The sequence below is a fragment of the Nocardioides aquiterrae genome, assembly GCF_039526625.1.
In the GTDB taxonomy this organism is placed as follows: Bacteria; Actinomycetota; Actinomycetes; order Propionibacteriales; family Nocardioidaceae; genus Nocardioides; species Nocardioides aquiterrae.
The window spans coordinates 514647-532021 of the sequence record NZ_BAAAJE010000006.1 but is presented as its reverse complement, the minus strand read 5'-3'; the positions used below and the strand labels follow the sequence as shown (position 1 = coordinate 532021).

Annotated in this window: 14 protein-coding genes; 4 read left to right on the top strand and 10 right to left on the bottom strand. The window is 73.3% G+C overall.

From position 1 onward, the window contains the following. Positions 1–7: 7 nt before the first annotated feature. The 5 genes from ABD086_RS09430 to ABD086_RS09410 form a co-directional block, all read right to left on the bottom strand. Positions 8–1039, bottom strand: coding sequence for an ABC transporter permease (locus tag ABD086_RS09430; RefSeq protein WP_343907244.1), 1032 nt, complete (start codon positions 1037–1039; stop codon positions 8–10). Next, positions 1036–2541, bottom strand: coding sequence for a sugar ABC transporter ATP-binding protein (locus ABD086_RS09425; RefSeq protein ID WP_343907243.1), 1506 nt, complete (start codon positions 2539–2541; stop codon positions 1036–1038). Before ABD086_RS09425 ends, ABD086_RS09430 begins: the two co-directional genes overlap by 4 nt. Further along, positions 2538–3746 carry an ROK family protein gene (locus ABD086_RS09420; protein ID WP_343907242.1) on the bottom strand — a complete coding sequence of 403 codons (1209 nt, stop codon included), beginning with the start codon at positions 3744–3746 and terminating at the stop codon, positions 2538–2540. Before ABD086_RS09420 ends, ABD086_RS09425 begins: the two co-directional genes overlap by 4 nt. Positions 3747–3904: 158 nt before the next feature. Next, the gene (locus ABD086_RS09415) at positions 3905–5095 is read right to left on the bottom strand and encodes an ROK family transcriptional regulator (protein ID WP_343907240.1); all 1191 of its coding nucleotides are present in this window, start codon (positions 5093–5095) and stop codon (positions 3905–3907) included. 9 nt (positions 5096–5104) lie between these two features. Next, complete coding sequence (locus tag ABD086_RS09410; protein ID WP_343907238.1) at positions 5105–5818, bottom strand: SGNH/GDSL hydrolase family protein; 714 nt, start codon at positions 5816–5818, stop codon at positions 5105–5107. Between the two features lie 86 nt (positions 5819–5904). Between ABD086_RS09410 and ABD086_RS09405 the strand changes: the two genes are divergently transcribed. Beyond that, positions 5905–6789: an alpha/beta fold hydrolase gene (locus tag ABD086_RS09405; protein ID WP_343907237.1), complete on the top strand. Its 885-nt coding sequence runs from the start codon at positions 5905–5907 to the stop codon at positions 6787–6789. 150 nt (positions 6790–6939) lie between these two features. Continuing rightward, on the top strand, positions 6940–8559 hold the full coding sequence (locus ABD086_RS09400; protein WP_343907236.1) for a S8 family serine peptidase: 1620 nt from the start codon (positions 6940–6942) through the stop codon (positions 8557–8559). Between the two features lie 35 nt (positions 8560–8594). Here the strand turns inward: ABD086_RS09400 and hflX are convergent, their stop codons facing one another. Continuing rightward, on the bottom strand, positions 8595–10064 hold the full coding sequence (hflX, locus tag ABD086_RS09395) for a GTPase HflX (protein ID WP_343907235.1): 1470 nt from the start codon (positions 10062–10064) through the stop codon (positions 8595–8597). 85 nt (positions 10065–10149) lie between these two features. Here hflX and ABD086_RS09390 point away from each other — a divergent pair, with 85 nt between their 5' ends. Together ABD086_RS09390 and ABD086_RS09385 are read left to right on the top strand one after the other, a co-directional pair. Further along, a complete protein-coding gene (locus tag ABD086_RS09390; RefSeq protein WP_343907234.1) occupies positions 10150–12609 on the top strand; it encodes a GcvT family protein in 2460 nt (819 codons plus the stop codon). After that, positions 12606–13196, top strand: coding sequence for a nucleoside/nucleotide kinase family protein (locus ABD086_RS09385; protein WP_343907233.1), 591 nt, complete (start codon positions 12606–12608; stop codon positions 13194–13196). The genes ABD086_RS09390 and ABD086_RS09385 overlap by 4 nt, the downstream gene beginning before the upstream one ends. A 45-nt stretch (positions 13197–13241) precedes the next feature. Here ABD086_RS09385 and ABD086_RS09380 read toward each other — a convergent pair whose 3' ends face one another. The 4 genes from ABD086_RS09380 to ggt are packed head-to-tail and all read right to left on the bottom strand — an operon-like array spanning position 13242 to position 17259. Further along, entirely contained in the window at positions 13242–14018 is a 777-nt protein-coding gene (locus ABD086_RS09380; RefSeq protein ID WP_343907232.1) for an SDR family NAD(P)-dependent oxidoreductase, read from the bottom strand. Positions 14019–14075: 57 nt separating this feature from the next. Then, a complete protein-coding gene (dapF, locus tag ABD086_RS09375) occupies positions 14076–14870 on the bottom strand; it encodes a diaminopimelate epimerase (RefSeq protein WP_343907231.1) in 795 nt (264 codons plus the stop codon). Then, entirely contained in the window at positions 14863–15504 is a 642-nt protein-coding gene (locus tag ABD086_RS09370; protein ID WP_343907230.1) for a pyridoxamine 5'-phosphate oxidase family protein, read from the bottom strand. The genes dapF and ABD086_RS09370 overlap by 8 nt, the downstream gene beginning before the upstream one ends. A gap of 3 nt (positions 15505–15507) precedes the next feature. Then, the gene (gene ggt, locus ABD086_RS09365) at positions 15508–17259 is read right to left on the bottom strand and encodes a gamma-glutamyltransferase (protein WP_343907229.1); all 1752 of its coding nucleotides are present in this window, start codon (positions 17257–17259) and stop codon (positions 15508–15510) included. Positions 17260–17375 lie beyond the last annotated feature (116 nt).

Sequence of the window (17375 nt, the reverse complement as noted above, 5' to 3'; positions counted from 1 at the left end):
GCTGGTGCTAGGTGCTGCTCCGAGACGCCAGCCGCTGCTGGAGGAGCACGGCGGCGACGATGATGGCTCCCTTGAAGAGCGACTGCTCGGAGAAGGAGCGGTTGTTGAGGATGAAGATGTTCGTGAGCGTCGAGAAGATGAGGACGCCGAGCACGGTGCCGACGATGGTGCCGCGGCCGCCGGTGAGCAGGGTGCCGCCGATGACGACGGCGGCGATGGCGTCGAGCTCGTAGAGGGTGCCGTGCGTCGAGCTGCCGGTCGTGGTCTTGGCGACGAGCATGATCGCGGCGATGCCGCAGCAGACGCCGATCAGCACGTAGAGGTAGACCGTGTGCCGCTTGACGTTGATGCCGGCCAGGCGGGCGGCCTCGGGGTTGCCGCCGACGGCGACCGTGCGGCGGCCGAACGTGGTGCGGTTGAGCAGGATCCAGCCCACGACCGCGACCAGCGCGAACAGCCAGATCTGCACGTCGACGCCGAGGAAGTCGCTGTTGAAGAAGTCCTTGAACCCGCTGACGCCGGAACCGACGATCTGGGTCTTCTTGTCGCTGATGATCTCGGCGAGGCCGCGCGCACTGGCCAGCATGGCCAGCGTCATGATGAACGGCACGATGTTGCCGTAGGCGATCAGCAACCCGTTCACGAGGCCGCACACGGCACCGACGATCAGGGCGGTGAGGACCATGACCGACCAGTGCGTGTCCGCGGCCATGTTCTGGGTGGCGAGCGTCGTGCACCAGACCGACGACAGCGCGACGATCGCGCCGACCGACAGGTCGATGCCGCCGCCGATGATCACGAAGGTCATGCCGATGCTGACCACGCCGATCGTGGCGGCGAGCCGCAGGATCGTGAGCGCGTTGTCGGTGGACGAGAACCGGTCACCGGCCGTGATCGCGCCGACGACGCAGATCAGCAGCAGGGCGACGACCAGCCCCGCGTTCCGGCCGACGCTGGTGCGGAGCACCGCGAGGACCGGGTTGGGTTCGCGTTCGGTCTCGAGCGCCGCGCGCTCGACCCGGGCACTGTCCTGGCTCATGCCGGAACCTTTCCTTCCATGACGAGGTCGAGGACCCCGGCTTCGTCGATCGCGGTGGCGGCGGACTCGTGGACGACCTCGCCCTCCCGGACGACGAGGACCCGGTCCGCCAGGCCGAGCACCTCCTCGATCTCGCTGGAGACGACCACGACGGCGACGCCGCGGTCGGCCAGCGACCGGATGAGCTGGTAGATCTCGGACCGGGCGCCGACGTCGACGCCGCGGGTGGGCTCGTCGAGCAGCAGCACCCGGCAGTCGCGCATCAGCCAGCGGGCGAGCACGATCTTCTGCTGGTTGCCGCCCGAGAGCGTGCGGACCGCCCGGGTCACGCCGGTGGGTCGGACGTCGAGGCTCTCGGTGAGCTCGGCCGCCTGCTTGCGCTCCTCGCCGCGGTCGAGGAAGCCGAGCCGGGCGAAGCGGCTCATCGAGGAGACCGTGATGTTCTTGAACACCGCCTCGTCGAGCAGCAGGCCCTGGCTCTTGCGCTCCTCGGGGGCGAGGCCGACGCCGGCACGCACCGCCTGCTGGACCGAGCCCCGGCGCAGCTTCTTCCCGTCGACCATCACGGTCCCCGACGAGGCCCGGCGGGCGCCGTACACGGTCTCGATGATCTCCGAGCGGCCGGCGCCGACCAGGCCCGCGAAGCCGACGATCTCGCCGGCGTGCACGGTGAGGTCGACGCCTGAGAACACGCCGTCGAGAGCCAGGTCCCGCACCTCGAGGACGGCCCCACGGTCCGCCGGCGCGGTCACGCCACGCTGCGGGAAGACGTACTCGATGGACCGGCCGGTCATCAGCCGGATCAGCTCGGCGGTCGGGGTGTCCGCGACGGCCAGCCCGGTGGCGACGGTGCGGCCGTCCTTGAGGACCGTGATCCGGTCGCCGATCTCGCGGATCTCCTCGAGCCGGTGGGAGATGTAGACGACCGCGACGCCGTCGGCCGTGAGGCCGCGGATCACCCGGAAGAGGTTGTTCACCTCCTCCTGGTCGAGCACCGCGGAGGGCTCGTCGAGGACCAGCAGCCGGGTCTCGCGGGAGAGGGCGCGGGCCATGCTGACGATCTGCTGCTTGGCCGGCGGCAGCTCCCCGACGATCCGGGTCGGCGCGATCTCGGGGTGACCGAGCCGGGCCAGCAGCTCGCGGGCCTCCCGGTGCGCCCGGCCGCGCTGGGTGAAGCCGCCACGGGCGACCTCGTGGCCGAGGAAGATGTTCTCGGCGACGTCGAGGTGCGGCACCAGGTCGAGCTCCTGGTAGATCGTCGCGACGCCGCGCTCGATCGCCTTCGCGGGGGTGGACAGCGACGCCTCGGCGCCGTCCCAGGTGATGGTGCCGGCGTCGGGCTGGTGGAAGCCCGAGAGCACCTTGATCAGCGTCGACTTGCCCGCCCCGTTCTGGCCGAGCAGGCAGTGCACCTCGCCGGGCCGGACGTCGAGGTCGACGCCGTCGAGGGCGCGGACACCCGGGAACTCCTTGACGATCCCGGTCATCTGCAGCAGCGTCATCGCGTTCCTCCCGTGAGCGCGTCGGACCGCGGGGCCACCACGGTCGGGTCGTCGAAGACGGCCTCGAGCGCGACCGTCGCCCCGCCCCGGACCGCCGCGGTGAAGCCGAGCGTGGAGAACTCCACCCGGGTGCCGCCGGCCTGCGGGGCGAGGACGCCGGCGAGGAGCTGCTCCGCGATGGCGGGGCGCAGGTGGTCGCCCAGCTCGGCGTAGTAGCCGCTCAGCACGATCGCCGCGGGGTTGAGCGCGTTGGCGAGCATCGCGGCCCCGACGCCGATCCAGCTGCCGAGCTGGTCGAGGGCGGCCAGCGTGCGCGCGTCGCCGAGCTCGGCGCGGCGGTTGATCTCGGCGAGCCGGTCCGCGAGCGAGAGGTCCGGGTCGCGCACCGGGTCGTCGGGGTCCGCGGCCGCGTCCAGCAGCGCGCGCATGCCCGCCACGGTCTCCCAGCAGCCGACCCGGCCGCAGCCGCACCGGCGGCCGCCCGGCTCGACGATCATGTGGCCGAACTCGCCGGCGTACCCCTGGTGCCCGCGCAGCGGGCGGCCGTCGACGACGATGCCGCCGCCCATGCCGACCTCGCCGAAGATCACCAGGATGTCCTGGCGGGCCGCGTCGCCGGGCGTGGCCTCCGCGACCGCGGCCAGGTTGCTCTCGTTGTCGATGGTGACCGGGTACTCCCCCCCGAGCCGGGCGCGCAGCCCCGCGCCGACCGGGACGTTCTTCCAGTGCAGGTTGGGACCGACGGTCAGCACCTCGTGGGTGCGGTCGAGCAGTCCGGCCACGCCGACCACGCAGCCGACGGTCGTCCGGCCGGTCGCCCGGACCTCGGCGTCCGTCGTGAGCACCAGCTCCGCGAGCCGGTCGAGGACCTCGTCGACCGCCAGCCGGTTCGCGTCCAGGTCCAGCCGGTGCTCGGCCACGACGTCGCCGGCCAGGTCGAGCGCCATCGTCGCGACGTGGTTGACGTTCACCTCGGCACCGATGCCGCAGACGGCGCCGCCGTCCAGCTCGACCGCGGTGCCGGGACGGCCCAGGCCGCCGCGCTCGACACCGCCGCGGCGCACCAGGCCGCGGTCCTCGAGCTCGCCGACCAGGGCGGACACCGCCGAGCGGGTCAGGCCGAGCTCGGTGGCGAGCCGGGCCCGCGAGCGCGGCCCCTCGTCGCGGAGGCGACGGAGCACGAGGGAGAGGTTGGCACTGCGCACCGGCGACCTCCTGCTTCGTGACGACCGTCACCCATTTGTTGTGACGACGGACAAAGTAGGCGGATGCGCGCGCAGCCCGCAAGCGTTTCGGGCGGAAGAACGTCAAGTTCTGGGCAAACTTTTGAAAGTTACCTTCGAAAGTCGCTCAGTAGGCGGCCTTACGGGGAGTAGATCGACTCGCTGATCATCCGCGCGGCACCGACGACTCCGCCCTCGTCGCCGAGCTCGGAGAGCACGATCGGCAGGTTCCCGGTCGCCAGCGGGAGCGACCGGCGGTAGGTGACGCCGCGGATCTCGGCGAGCAGCGCGTGGCCGAGCCCGGTGACCCGGCCGCCGATGACGATCAGCCCGGGGTTGAAGAACGACACGAGCCCGGCGATCACCTGGCCGATCTGGCGGCCGCTGTCGCGGATCAGCTGCACCGCCTGCGCGTCACCCTGGCCGACGGCCGTGCCGACGTCGGCGGCGGTGAGCTCGCCCTTCTCCTCCAGCAGCGCCGCGAGCGCAGGCGACCGGCCGCTGCGCGCGGCCGCGGTCGCGTCGCGGGCCAGGGCGGCACCCCCGGAGAACGCCTCGAGGCAGCCGGAGTTGCCGCAGGCACAGGTCGGGCCGAACTCCTCGACACGGATGTGCCCGATGTCGCCGGCGCAGCCGTTCACCCCGCGGTACAGCTGGCCGTCGATGACGATCCCGCAGCCGATGCCGGTGCCGATCTTCACGAACAGGAAGTCCCGCGCGCCCTTGGCCACGCCGGCGTGCTGCTCCCCCAGCGCCAGCACGTTCACGTCGTTGTCGAGCAGCGCCGGGCAGCCCAGCTCACGGGAGACCGCGTCCCGGACCGGGTAGCCGCCCCAGCCGGGCATGATCGGCGGCGACACCGACACGCCGCGGTGGAAGTCCACCGGGCCGGGGACGCCGACCCCGGCGCCCATCGGCCGGTCGACGCCGACCTCGGCCAGCACCTCCCGGGCCAGCTCGAGCGCGACCGCGAGCACCGTCTCCGGGCCCTGCCGGATGTCGCACTCGCGGGTCCGCGTCGCGAGCACGGTGAGCCGGCCGTCGGTCACCCCGACGGACAGGCCGGTGGCGCCGATCGAGATGCCGACGAACCGGATGTCCTGGGACAGGTCGACCAACGTCGAGCGCCGGCCGCCTCGGGACGCCGCCGGGCCGGCCTCCTGGGCGAGCCCGACCTCGACCAGCCGGGCCACCTCGGAAGCCGCGGTCGTGCGGGACACCTCGAGCCGGTCGGCGAGCTGGGCCTTCGACAGCGGCCCCTCGTCGCGCAGCTGGGCGAGGATCTGGGCCTGGATCGCGTTCTCCGCACGGCCCGCGAGGGAATGGCGCACGCCGCGATGCTAGTGCGGGAGGGAAGCCAGCTCCCCGGCGACGAAGTCGCCGAACTCCTCGTGGCCGGCCGGCGTGAGGTGCAGCCGGTCGGGCAGGTACGGCAGGTCGAGACCCGACGTCCGCACGTAGCCGACGTCGTAGGCCGTGGCCAGCTGGGCGAGGAGCGCATCGACGCGCGGCACCTCGGCGGCGCGCGACGGCGCACTCGCGGGACCCACCACGACCACCCGCTGGCCGCGCAGCTCGGTCATCAGCCGCCGGAAGCCGGCGCGGATGTCGGCGTTCGGGACGTCGTAGTCGTTCAGGCCGCCCTCGACGACGACGAGGGCCGCGCCGCCGCGGACGGCCGCCGGCGCGCGGTCGGCGAAGGAGACGCCGCGGCACCCGCCCGCCTCCTCGCTGAACCCGGAGCCGGAGAAGCCGGCCACGTGCACGGCGCCCGGCAGCCGCGACGGCCAGGACGAGGCGATCCGGTCCAGGCCGAGGCCGGCCGACCACGAGTCGCCGATGACGACGACCGGCTCCCCCGACCCGCTGGCGACGGCCGCCCGGGCTCGGGAATCCGCGGCGAACCGGTCGCACTTGTCGCCGTTCGCCCCGGCGCGGTCGGCGTGGACGACGAGGACGGCGGCTAGCAGGAGGAGCAGCGCCGCGCCGACCACGACCGTGCGACGGCGTACTGACCACAGCGAGCCGATGCTCGCGACCCCCCGGGGAACCACGCGAGCAATGGTGCGGCCTGGCGGGGCGGTTCGCCGGCGATGTTGCCAAGCCGTGATGTACCTGCAAGAAATGACAGGCTGAGGCCATGAGCGAGCGCCTCCAGGTCCCCGGTCCCGACGGTCGCACCATCGAGGTGCTGGTGGGAGGTGACCCGGACGGCTTCGGCCTGCTGTACCACGGCGGCTCGCCGTCCGCGGTCGCCGAGTACGCACCGCTGGACGAGACCGCGCGGTCGCTGGGACTGCGGCTGGTGACCTACTCCCGCCCGGGGTACGGCGCCTCGACGCCGCGTCCGGAGGCGGGCCGGTACGCCGACGACGTCGAGGAGTCGGTGCTCGTGCTCGACCACCTCGGCATCGGGGAGTTCGTGACCGTCGGCTGGTCCGGCGGCGGGCCGCGGGCCCTGGCCTGCGCGGCGCTGCTGCCCGAGCGCTGCCGGGCGGCGGCGTCGGTCGCCGGCGTCGCGCCGTACCACGGCGCGGGCCTGGACTGGTTCGACGGCATGGCCGACGAGAACCACGACGAGTACCACGCCGCCGAGCAGGGCCGCGAGGTCTACGAGGCGTACCTCACCGAGAACTTCTCGCCGATCCTGTCCGCCTCGGCCGACGAGGTGGCCGAGGCGATGGGCGGGCTGGTCACCCCGGTCGACAAGGCGGCGATGACGCCGTTGTTCGCCGACTGGCTCAGCCGGACCTTCCAGAACGCCGGCGCGCAGGGCGTCACCGGCGTCCGCGACGACGGCATCGCCGCGGTGACGCCGTGGGGCTACGACCTCGCGAGCATCCGGGTCCCGGTCGCGATCTGGCAGGGCCGCGAGGACGCGATGGTCCCCTTCGCCCACGGCGAGTGGCTCGCGGCGAACGTCCCCGGCGCCGAGGCGCACCTGTTCGACGACGAGGGCCACCTGTCGCTGGTGAACCGCATCGACGAGATCCTCGCCGACCTCGAGCAGCGCGCCGGGATCTGACGGGACGACCCGCGGACGCCGGCTTGCGTGTCCGGCGTGTCCGTCCTCACTCAAGGCCGCCCCACGCGCGACCGACATTGGGTGTGTGGCACTGGGCCTGGTCCCGCGCCGTCGCCCGGACCGTCCGGAGCTGCTCCTGGAAAGGCCACCGTGATCTCCGCACGAATCGGCGCAGCCGCCGTCCTCGCCGTTCTCGCGCTCGCCGCAGCCCCGACCGCGCAGGCCACTCCTGCGGCCGACCCCGGGCAGCCGGGCGGTGGCGGGGCGGCCGCCCAGGGCTCCGGTCGCTACCTGGTCCGGTACGCCCCGGGCGCCGAGGTCGCCGCCCAGGCTCGGGGCCTGCGCGACAGCGGCATGACGGTACGGCGCACCTTCTCGCACGCCGTCCGCGCCGCCGCGGTCACCGCGACCCCGGCCGCCGCAGCCGCCCTCGCGCACGACCCGCGGGTGCTCTCGGTCGAGCCCGACGCCGTCGTCTCGGTGTCGGACACCCAGTCCCCTGCACCGTGGGGCCTCGACCGCATCGACCAGCCGGCGCTGCCGCTGTCGACTTCCTACACCCCGGCCGGCACCGGGGCGGGCGTCGAGGTGTACGTCGTCGACACCGGCGTCCGCGCCGACCACACCGACTTCGGCGGGCGGGTCGAGGCCGGGCACGGCGTCGTTCCCGACGGCCGCGGCACCGACGACTGCAACGGCCACGGCACCCACGTCGCGGGTACCGTCGCTGGCACGACGTACGGCGTGGCCAAGGCGGCGCGGATCGTGCCGGTGCGGGTGCTGGGCTGCGACGGCTCCGGCTACCTGTCCGACGTCGTCGCGGGCCTGGACTGGGTCGCGGCCGACCACGCCGCCGGCGCGCCGGCGGTCGTCAACCTCAGCCTCGGCGGCGGAGTCAGCTCCACCCTCGACGCCGCCCTGGACGGCGTCGTCGCCGACGGCGTGACCGCCACCGTCGCGGCCGGCAACGACGGCGCCGACGCCTGCCAGGACTCCCCCGCCCGGGTCCGCGCGGCGCTCACCGTCGCCGCGAGTGACAGCAGCGACCACCAGGCCTCGTTCTCCAACCACGGCAGCTGCGTGGACCTCTTCGCACCCGGTGTCTCGGTCAGGTCCGACTACTACTCCTCCAGCACGGCCACGGCCACGATGTCCGGCACCTCCATGGCCGCTCCCCACGTCGCGGGCGCGGCCGCCGCGGTGCTGTCCCAGGACCCGACCCTGACGCCGAGCCGAGTCACCGCCGTGCTCCTCGACGCGGCGAGCCCCGGCGTCCTGACCGGCGTCTCGTCCGACACCGCGAACCGACTGCTGTTCACGCCCACGCTGGCCGCCGTGCCCGAGCCGACGCCCGAGCCCACGCCCGAGCCCACGCCCGAGCCCACGCCCGAGCCGATGCCCGAGCCGACGCCCACCCCCGAGCCCAGTCCCGTCACCGGGCCGTCGGTGGCCACGGACGTGGCGGCGACCGCCGGTCGGCGCTCGGCCCGGGTGACCTGGGTTCGCGGCGACGACGGTGGCTCCGCGTTCACCGGCCAGACCGTCGTCGTGTACTCCGGCAACCGCCGGGTCCGCACCGTGCCGGTCTCGCCGGCCTCGACCTCCATCACGGTGTCGAAGCTGAAGCCGCGCCGCAGCTACTCCTTCGCGGTCGTCGAGACCAACGCAGTGGGCTCCAGCCCCGAGTCGGCTCGCTCCGGCACGGTGAGGGTCACCGCCAAGCACGGGCACCACCGCAAGCACCGCCACCGGCACCAGCACGCCGGCTGAGCTCGCCGCGGCCGGGGAGCTAGCGGGGAGCTAGCTCAGAGGGCGTACGCCGCCAGCTCGCCGGCGAGGTCCTCGTTGGCGCGGCCGACGACGATGGTGCCCTCGCCGGTGTGCTCCATGGAGGCGATCTCGCCGTGCTGGTGGAGGCGGTTGATCAGGTCGCCGCGGTCGTAGGGCAGCAGCGCCTTGAACTCCACGTCGGGTCGGGGCAGCTCGCCCTCGATCACGCGCAGCGCCTGCTCGATGCCCTCGCCGGTCTTCGCGGAGACGACGACCGAGTGCGGCTCCTCGCGCTGGAGGCGGGCGAGCACCATCGGGTCGGCGGCGTCGGCCTTGTTGATCACCACGATCTCCGGCACGCCGGTCGCGCCGATCTCGGCGAACACCTCGCGCACCGCGGACAGCTGGCCCTCGGGGTCCGGGTGCGAGCCGTCGACGACGTGCAGGATCAGGTCGGAGTCCGCGACCTCCTCCAGCGTGGAGCGGAACGCCTCCACGAGCTGGTGCGGGAGGTGCCGGACGAAGCCGACGGTGTCGCTCATCGTGTAGACGCGGCCGTCCGCGGTCGTCGTCCGGCGGGTGGTCGGGTCGAGCGTCGCGAACAGGGCGTTCTCGACGAGCACGCCCGCGTCGGTGAGGCGGTTGAGCAGCGACGACTTGCCGGCGTTGGTGTAGCCGGCGATCGACACGCTCGGGATGTGGTGGCGACGGCGCTCCTGGCGCTTGGTGTCGCGGGTGCCCTTCATCTCGCGCAGGTCGCGACGGAGCTTGGCGATCTTGGTGTTGATCCGCCGCCGGTCGGTCTCGATCTTGGTCTCACCGGGGCCACGGCCGCCGATACCGGCACCCGCGGCCACCCGGCCACCGGCCTGGCGGGACAGGTTGCCGCCCCAGCCGCGCAGCCGCTGCTTCATGTAGTTCAGCTGCGCCAGCTCGACCTGCGCCTGACCCTCCCGGGACTTCGCGTGCTGGGCGAAGATGTCGAGGATCAGCGCGGTCCGGTCGACGACCTTGACCTTGAGCCGGTCCTCCAGGTTGCGCAGCTGGCTGGGCGCCAGCTCGCCGTCGCAGATGACGGTGTCGGCGCCGGTGGCGCGGACGATCTCGCCGAGGCCCTCCACCTTGCCGCGGCCGATGTAGGTCGCCGGGTCCGGCGACTGCCGGCGCTGGTAGATCGCGTCGAGCACCTCGGAGCCGGCGGTCTCGGCGAGCAGCGCGAGCTCGGCCATCGAGTTCTCGGCGTCCTCCACGGTGCCCTCGGTCCACACGCCGACGAGCACCACGCGCTCCAGGCGGAGCTGGCGGTACTCGACCTCGGTGATGTCCTCGAGCTCGGTGCGCAGGCTCGCGACGCGGCGCAGCTGGTGGCGCTCGGCCAGGTCCAGCTCACCGGTGGTGAGGTCCTCGGGGTCCGGCTGGTCGGCGTATCCCGACTCGAACTCCTCGGAGTCCCAGCCGTCGGTGGCCTCGAGCTCGTCGTCGAGGCTGAAGTCAGGGTTCGTCATATGGGGAACAGCGTACGTTTCAGTCATCTGTCGGTACCAACGCTTAACGCGTCCGACCGATTCCCGCCGGCAGTACCTTGTGGCGGTGACCCTCCCCGACCGTGCCCGTGTCGTCGTCATCGGTGGCGGGGTGATCGGCTGCTCGGTGGCCTACCACCTCGCCCACGCCGGCTGGACCGACGTCGTCGTCCTCGAGCGGGACCGCCTCACCTCGGGCACGACCTGGCACGCCGCCGGCCTGATGACCTGCTTCGGCTCCACGTCGGAGACCTCGACCGCGATCCGCCTCTACTCCCGCGACCTCTACGCGCGGCTGGAGGAGGAGACCGGGCAGGCCACCGGCTTCAAGCCGGTCGGGCTCATCGAGGCGGCGGCCGACGAGGCGCGGTTGGAGGAGTACCGCCGGGTCGCGGCGTTCCAGCGGCACCTCGGCCTGGAGGTGCACGAGATCTCGCCGCGCGAGATGTCCGACCTGTTCCCCTGGGCGCGCACCGACGACCTGCTCGCCGGCTTCCACGTCCCCGGCGACGGCCGGGTGAACCCGGTCGACCTGACGACCGCGCTCGCGAAGGGCGCCCGGCAGCTCGGCGTCCGCGTCGTCGAGGGCGTCGCGGTGACCGACGTCCGGGTCGACCGCGGCCGGGTCACCGGCGTGACCACCACGCAGGGCGACGTGGAGTGCGAGTACGTCGTGAACTGCGCCGGCATGTGGGCTCGGGAGCTCGGTGCCCGCAACGGTCTGGTGATCCCGAACCAGGCCGCCGAGCACTACTACCTGATCACCGACACCATCGAGGGGCTCGACCCGGACGCGCCGGTGTTCGAGGACCCCGCGTCGTACGGCTACTACCGCGAGGAGGGCGGCGGGATGATGGTCGGCCTCTTCGAGCCGGTCGCCGCGCCGTGGCGGGTCGAGGGCGTCCCTGCCGACTTCTCCTTCGGCACCATCCCGCCGGACTGGGACCGGATGGGCCCGTTCCTGGAGAAGGCGATGGCGCGGGTGCCGGTGACGCTGGAGGCCGGGGTGCGCACGTTCTTCTGCGGACCCGAGTCCTTCACGCCCGACCTCGCGCCGGCCGTCGGCGAGGCGCCGGGGATCCGCAACTACTTCGTCGCCGCCGGGATGAACTCGGTCGGCGTGCTGTCCGCGGGCGGCCTGGGCCGGGTGCTGGCCGCGTGGATCACCACCGGTCGCCCGGACGTGGACGTCACCGGCTTCGACGTCGACCGGTTCCGGCCGTGGCAGGCCGACGACGCCTACCGGGCGGCACGCACCACCGAGATCCTCGGCACGGTGTACGCCGCGCACACCCCGGGCAAGCAGCTGCGCTCGGCCCGCGGGACCCTGCTCTCCCCGGTGCACGACCGGCTCGTCGAGCAGGGCGGCTACCTGCGCGAGGTCTCCGGGTGGGAGGGCGCGGACTGGTTCGCCGGCCGGGGCGTCGCGCCGACCGCGGAGCCGACCTGGGGCCACGCCCCGTGGTTCGGCTCCTGGGAGGCCGAGCACCGCGCCGTGCGCGAGGGCGTGGGGCTGATGGACATGAGCTTCATGGCCAAGCTCGCGGTCCGGGGCCCGGACGCCGCGAGCGTGCTCGACCGGGTCTCGGCCGGCGACGTCACCGCGGCGGCGGAGACGATCACGTACACGCAGTGGCTGGACGAGGGCGGCCGGATCGAGGCCGACCTGACCGTCACCAAGCTCGCCGACGACGACTTCCTCGTGGTCGCCTCGGACACCGCGCACGGCCACGTGCTGGCCTGGCTGGGCCGGGCGGTCGGCGATGCGGACGTCGAGGTGGAGGACGTGACCGCGGACTACGCCCAGCTCAACCTCCAGGGGCCCCGGTCGCGGGACGTGCTGGCCGGCCTCACCGACGCCGACCTGTCCACCGAGGTCTTCGGCTTCCGCACCGCGCGCTGGATCGACGTGGCGGGGGTGCGGGTGCTCTGCGCCCGGATCACCTACCTCGGCGAGCTCGGCTACGAGCTCTACGTCCCGGCGGCCGACGGCCTGAAGGTGTACGACGCGCTGCAGGACGCCGGCGCGGCGTACGACCTGCGTCCGGTGGGGCTCAAGGCGCTCGCGTCGCTGCGGCTGGAGAAGGGCTACCGCGACTTCGGTCACGACATCGACAACACCGACTGCCCCCTGGAGGTCGGGCTCGGCTTCGCGCTCGCGCTCGACAAGCCGGGCGGTTTCGTCGGCCGCGAGGCCGTGCTCGAGCGCCGGGCCGCCCACGCGGCCGCGGGCGGGATGGGCCAGCGGCTGGTGCAGGTCCGGCTGCTGGACCCCGAGCCGCTGCTCCACCACGCCGAGGTCGTGTACCGCGACGGGGTGGCGGTCGGCTACGTGCGGGCGGCGTCGTACGGCTGGACCCTCGGCTCGGCGGTCGGGCTGGCCATGGTGTCCGGGCAGGGCGACCCCGTCACGCCCGACTGGCTGTCGGCCGGCACCTGGGAGGTCGACGTCGCCGGCACCCGCCACGCCGCCGAGGTGTCGCTGCGGCCGATGTACGACCCCACCTCCGCCCGGGTCCGCGCGTGACCCTGCCCGACGTCCCGCCCGGCACCCGGCTGCTCGGCATCACGGGTGCGCCGGGGGTCGGCAAGTCCACCGTGGCAGCCGCGCTCGGTCTCCCGGTCGTGCCGATGGACGGGTTCCACTACGCCGACGTCGAGCTGGTCCGCCGCGGGCTGCTCGACCGCAAGGGCGCGCCGGAGACCTTCGACGCGCCGGGGTACGCCGCGCTGCTGCGGCGGGTCCGGGCCGGGGAGGAGGACGTCGTGGCGCCGATGTTCGAGCGCGACCTCGAGCAGCCGCTGGCCGGGGCCATCCCCGTGCCCCCGACCGGGACCGTGGTCACCGAGGGCAACTACCTGCTGCTCGACGAGCCCCGCTGGCGGGCGGTCCGCGAGACCCTCGACGTCGTCTGGCACCTGGTCACCGACGACGCCGCGCGGATCGAGCGGCTCGTCGCCCGGCACGTCGCATTCGGGAAGTCCCCGGAGGAGGCCCGCGCCTGGGTGGCGCGGGTCGACGAGGCCAACGCGCGGCTGGTCGAGGCCGCGCGGGACCGCGCGGACGCGATCGTCGACGTCAGCGGGCCTGACGCGCCCGGGTCGTCCGCCTGAGGGCGGCGTATTGACGCGCCAGAGGCGGACGACCCGATCAGGCGACTACTTGGGAGGCATCCGGATGCCGCCGTCGACGCGGATCACCTCGCCGTTCATGTAGCTGTTGGTGATGCACTCGACGACCATGCTGGCCAGCTCGTCCGGCACGCCGAGGCGCTTGGGGAACAGCACGCTCTCGCCGAGCTTGGCCTTGAACGCCTCGGCGGCCTCGCCCTCGCCGTAGATCGGGGTGTCGATCAGGCCCGGGGCGATCGTGTTGAGGCGGATGCCGGCGGCCGACAGGTCGCGGGCGACCGGCAGCGTCATGCCGACGACGCCGCCCTTGGAGGCGGAGTACGACGCCTGGCCGATCTGGCCGTCGAAGGCCGCGACGCTCGCCAGGTTCACGATCGCGCCCCGGCAGCCGTCCTCGTCGGGCTCGTTGCGGCTCATCGCGGTCGCGGCGAGGCGGGTCATGTCGAAGGTGCCGATCAGGTTGATCGCGATCACCTTGCGGAACGCCTCGAGGTCGTGGGCGGAGTCGAACTCGCCGTCGCGGCCGATGGTGCGCTGCGCCCAGCCGATGCCGGCCGAGTTCACGCAGGCACGCAGCGGCGCGATCTCGGCGGCGGCGTTCACCGCGGCCTTGATCTGGTCGGTGTCGGTGACGTCGACCCGGGCGAACACGCCGCCGATCTCCTGGGCGAGCGCCTCGCCCTTGTCGGCCTGCAGGTCGGCGACCACGACGACCGCACCCTTGGCGGCGAGCTGGCGGGCGGCCGCGGCGCCGATGCCCGACGCCCCGCCCGTGACGATGGCACTGGCTCCGTTGATGTCCATGGCTGGCGAGCATAGCCATGCTCACAGCGGGACTGTCAGGGTGCTGGTCGTCTGCCGTCAGAGCGAGGTGGTCCCCCGCGCGACGATCACGGCGGGGCCGGTGAGCAGCACCCGGTCGTCGTCGGTCCAGGTGACGGTGAGCGTGCCGCCGGGGACGTCCACGCGGTACGCCGAGCCGGGTCCGAGGCCGTCGGCGACCGCCGCCGCCACCATCACCGCGCAGGCGCCGGTGCCGCAGGAGCGGGTCTCCCCCGAGCCGCGCTCGTGGACGCGCATCGCCACGTGGCGCTCGCCGCGGCGGACGACGAACTCGACGTTCACGCCGTCAGGGTACGTCGCCGCGTCGTGCTCGGGCGGGTCGAGCAGCGGGCCGGCGTCGTCGAGGCTGTCGACGAACGCCACCGCGTGCGGGTTGCCCATGTCGACGTGCCGCGCGGGCCAGGTGTGGCCGGGGACGGCGACCTTCGACTCGCCCAGCACCCGCGGGGTGCCCATGTCGGCGGTGATCAGGTCGCCGTCGACGGTCAGCACCTTGCGGCCGTCGCGGGTGTCGACCGGGATCGGCTGCGCGGGGTCGGCGAGCCCGGCGTCGACGAGGTACCGCGCGAACACCCGGATGCCGTTGCCGCACATCTCCGACAGCGACCCGTCGGAGTTGCGGTAGTCCATGAACCAACCGTCACCACGGCGCAGCACGCGCAGCACGCCGTCGCCGCCGATGCCGGCGCGCCGGTCGCAGAGGGCGCGCACCCGCTCGGGGGACAGGTCGCCGTGGATCGTGCCATCGAGGTCGGGGAGCAGCACGAAGTCGTTCTCGGTGCCGTGGCCCTTGAGGAACTCGTACTCAGCCATACAGGCCCCGCGCGTAGTTCTCGGGCGTGTAGTAGTCGTCGAGCTGCTCGATCGTCATCCCGCTCGGCTCGACCTCCTTCGCGATCACCGCACGCCGCGGCACCTTCGCCTCCGGGTCCCAGGTCTCCGGCTGCCACAGCCCCGACCGCAGGAACGCCTTCGCGCAGTGGAAGAAGATCTCCTCGATCTCGACGACCACGGCCAGGACCGGCCGGTGGCCCTTGACGACCATCTCGTCGAAGAACGGCGCGTCGCTGACCAGCCGGGCGCGGCCGTTGATGCGGAGGGTGTCACCACGGCCGGGGATGAGGAAGGTCAGGCCGACGTGGGGGTTCTCGAGGATGTTCCGGTAGCCGTCCGCGCGCTTGTTGCCGGGGCGCTCGGCGATCGCGATCGTCGTGTCGTCGATGACGTGCACCAGCCGGCCGGCCGGGTCACCCTTCGGCGAGGCGTCGCAGCGGCCGTCGGCCGACGAGGTGGCGAGCACACAGAACGGCGTGGCCGCCAGCCAGTCTCGATCCACGTCGAGCAGGGCGGTGCGGCCCTTGTCGCGGGCACGGGGGTGCGGCTCGCCGAGCAGGCCGACGAGCTCGTCGACCGTGGCGATCTCGGTCGGGGCGGGTGCGGTCGTCACCCCTCAACGGTACCGGTGCACCACCGTCGCCGACCCGCCTCCGCGCCGCCGCGGCTCGGCCGCGACGGTGAGCCGCTTGCCGGGCCCGAACTCGATGCCGGTGGCCGCGCCGATCTGGTCGGTGCCGGTGAAGACGTCCTCGTAGGTCTTCACGTCGTGGCCGTACGCCGTCAGCGCGTCGTGCCAGCGCTTCACGAAGCGCTTCTCCCCCAGGTCGTCCGGGGTGTTGCGCTGGGTGACGCGCGGCGCCGCGATCGCCTGCGGCAGGGTCATGCCGAGGTCGAGCCGGTTCACGAGGATCTGGAGCACCGTGGTGATGATCGTCGACCCGCCCGGCGACCCGACCGCGAGGAACGGCTTGCCGTCCTTCAGCAGGATCGTCGGCGCCATCGAGGAGCGCGGCCGCTTGAGCGGCTGGATCCGGTTCGGGTCGGCCCTGTCGTAGACGGGGGTGAAGTCGGTGAGCTCGTTGTTGAGCAGGAAGCCGCGGCCGGGCACGACGATGCCGGAGCCGCCGGTCTGCTCGATGGTCAGGGTGTACTCGACGACGTTGCCCCACTTGTCGGCGACCGTGAGGTTCGTGGTCTCGACGTTCTCGGTGTCCGACACGTCGCCGGGCGCGACCGGCTTGGGCTGGGCCTGCGCCGGGTCGATCTCGGCAGCCCGCTGGTCGGCGAAGTCCTGGCTGAGCAGCCTCCGTAGCGGCACGTCCACGAACTCCGGGTCGCCGACGTACGCGCCGCGGTCGGCGAACGCGAGCGCGCTGGCCTCGAGGTAGAGGTGCAGCGCCTCGGCGCGCGGCATCGTCGACAGGTCGTAGTTCTCCAGGATGTTGAGCGCCTCGCCGACGGTCGAGCCACCGGACGACGACGGCGCCATGCCGTAGACGTCGAGGCCGCGGTACTGCGTGTGCGAGGGCATGCGACCGATGGCTCGGTAGCGTGCGAGGTCGCCGCGCCGCATGAAGCCCTTCGGCACCGGCAGCGTGGTGTGCTTCGACTTCGGGGGCTTGCGCACGACGCGGGTGATCTCTCCGGCGAGCGGCCCTTCGTAGAACGCCCGGGTGCCGCGGTCGGCGATCAGGTCGTAGGTGTCGGCGAGGTCGGGGTTGCGGAAGCGGCTGCCGACCTTCGGCGCGTGCCCGCCGGGCAGGTACAGCGCGCGGGTGGGCACGAACGCCTTGAAGCGGCGCTTGTTCTGCAGGACCTGGCCGTGGAAGGTGCGGTCGACGAGGAAGCCCTTCCGGGCGAGCACCTCGGCGGGCTCCAGCGACTGGGCGAGGGACCGGGTCCCCCACTTCCGCAGCGCGCGCTGCCAGGTCGCGAGCGTGCCGGGCACGCCGACCGAGACGCCGCTGGTGACCAGGGCCGGCGAGAAGCCGTACGGCCGGCCGGTCTTGGGGTTGATGAACGCGTCGCGCGGCATCGCCTTCGGCGCGGTCTCGCGGCCGTCGATGGTGCGGACCCTGCCGGACTTGGCGTCGTAGTAGACGAAGTAGCCGCCACCGCCGATGCCGGAGCTGAACGGCTCGGTCACGCCGAGGGCCGCGGCCGTGGCGACCGCGGCGTCGACGGCGTTCCCGCCCGCCTTCAGGACCCGCAGCCCGATCCGCGACGCGTCGGGATCGACCGAGGTGACCGCGCCGCCGTACCCGTGCCGGGTCGGGACCTTCGTCGGCGCGTCCGCGTGCGCCGGCGGCACGAGCAGCGCGGAGGACGCGAGGGCGAGCGTGACGACGTACCCGAGACGGCGCATGCCGTCCCGTGCCCGCTCAGCCGGGACGCGAAACGGCGTAGCGGGCGCAGAGGAACTCGCGGTTCCGGGCGTGCTCCTCCAGGCGCAGCTCGATCCGTCGCGGCAGCAGCGGGGCG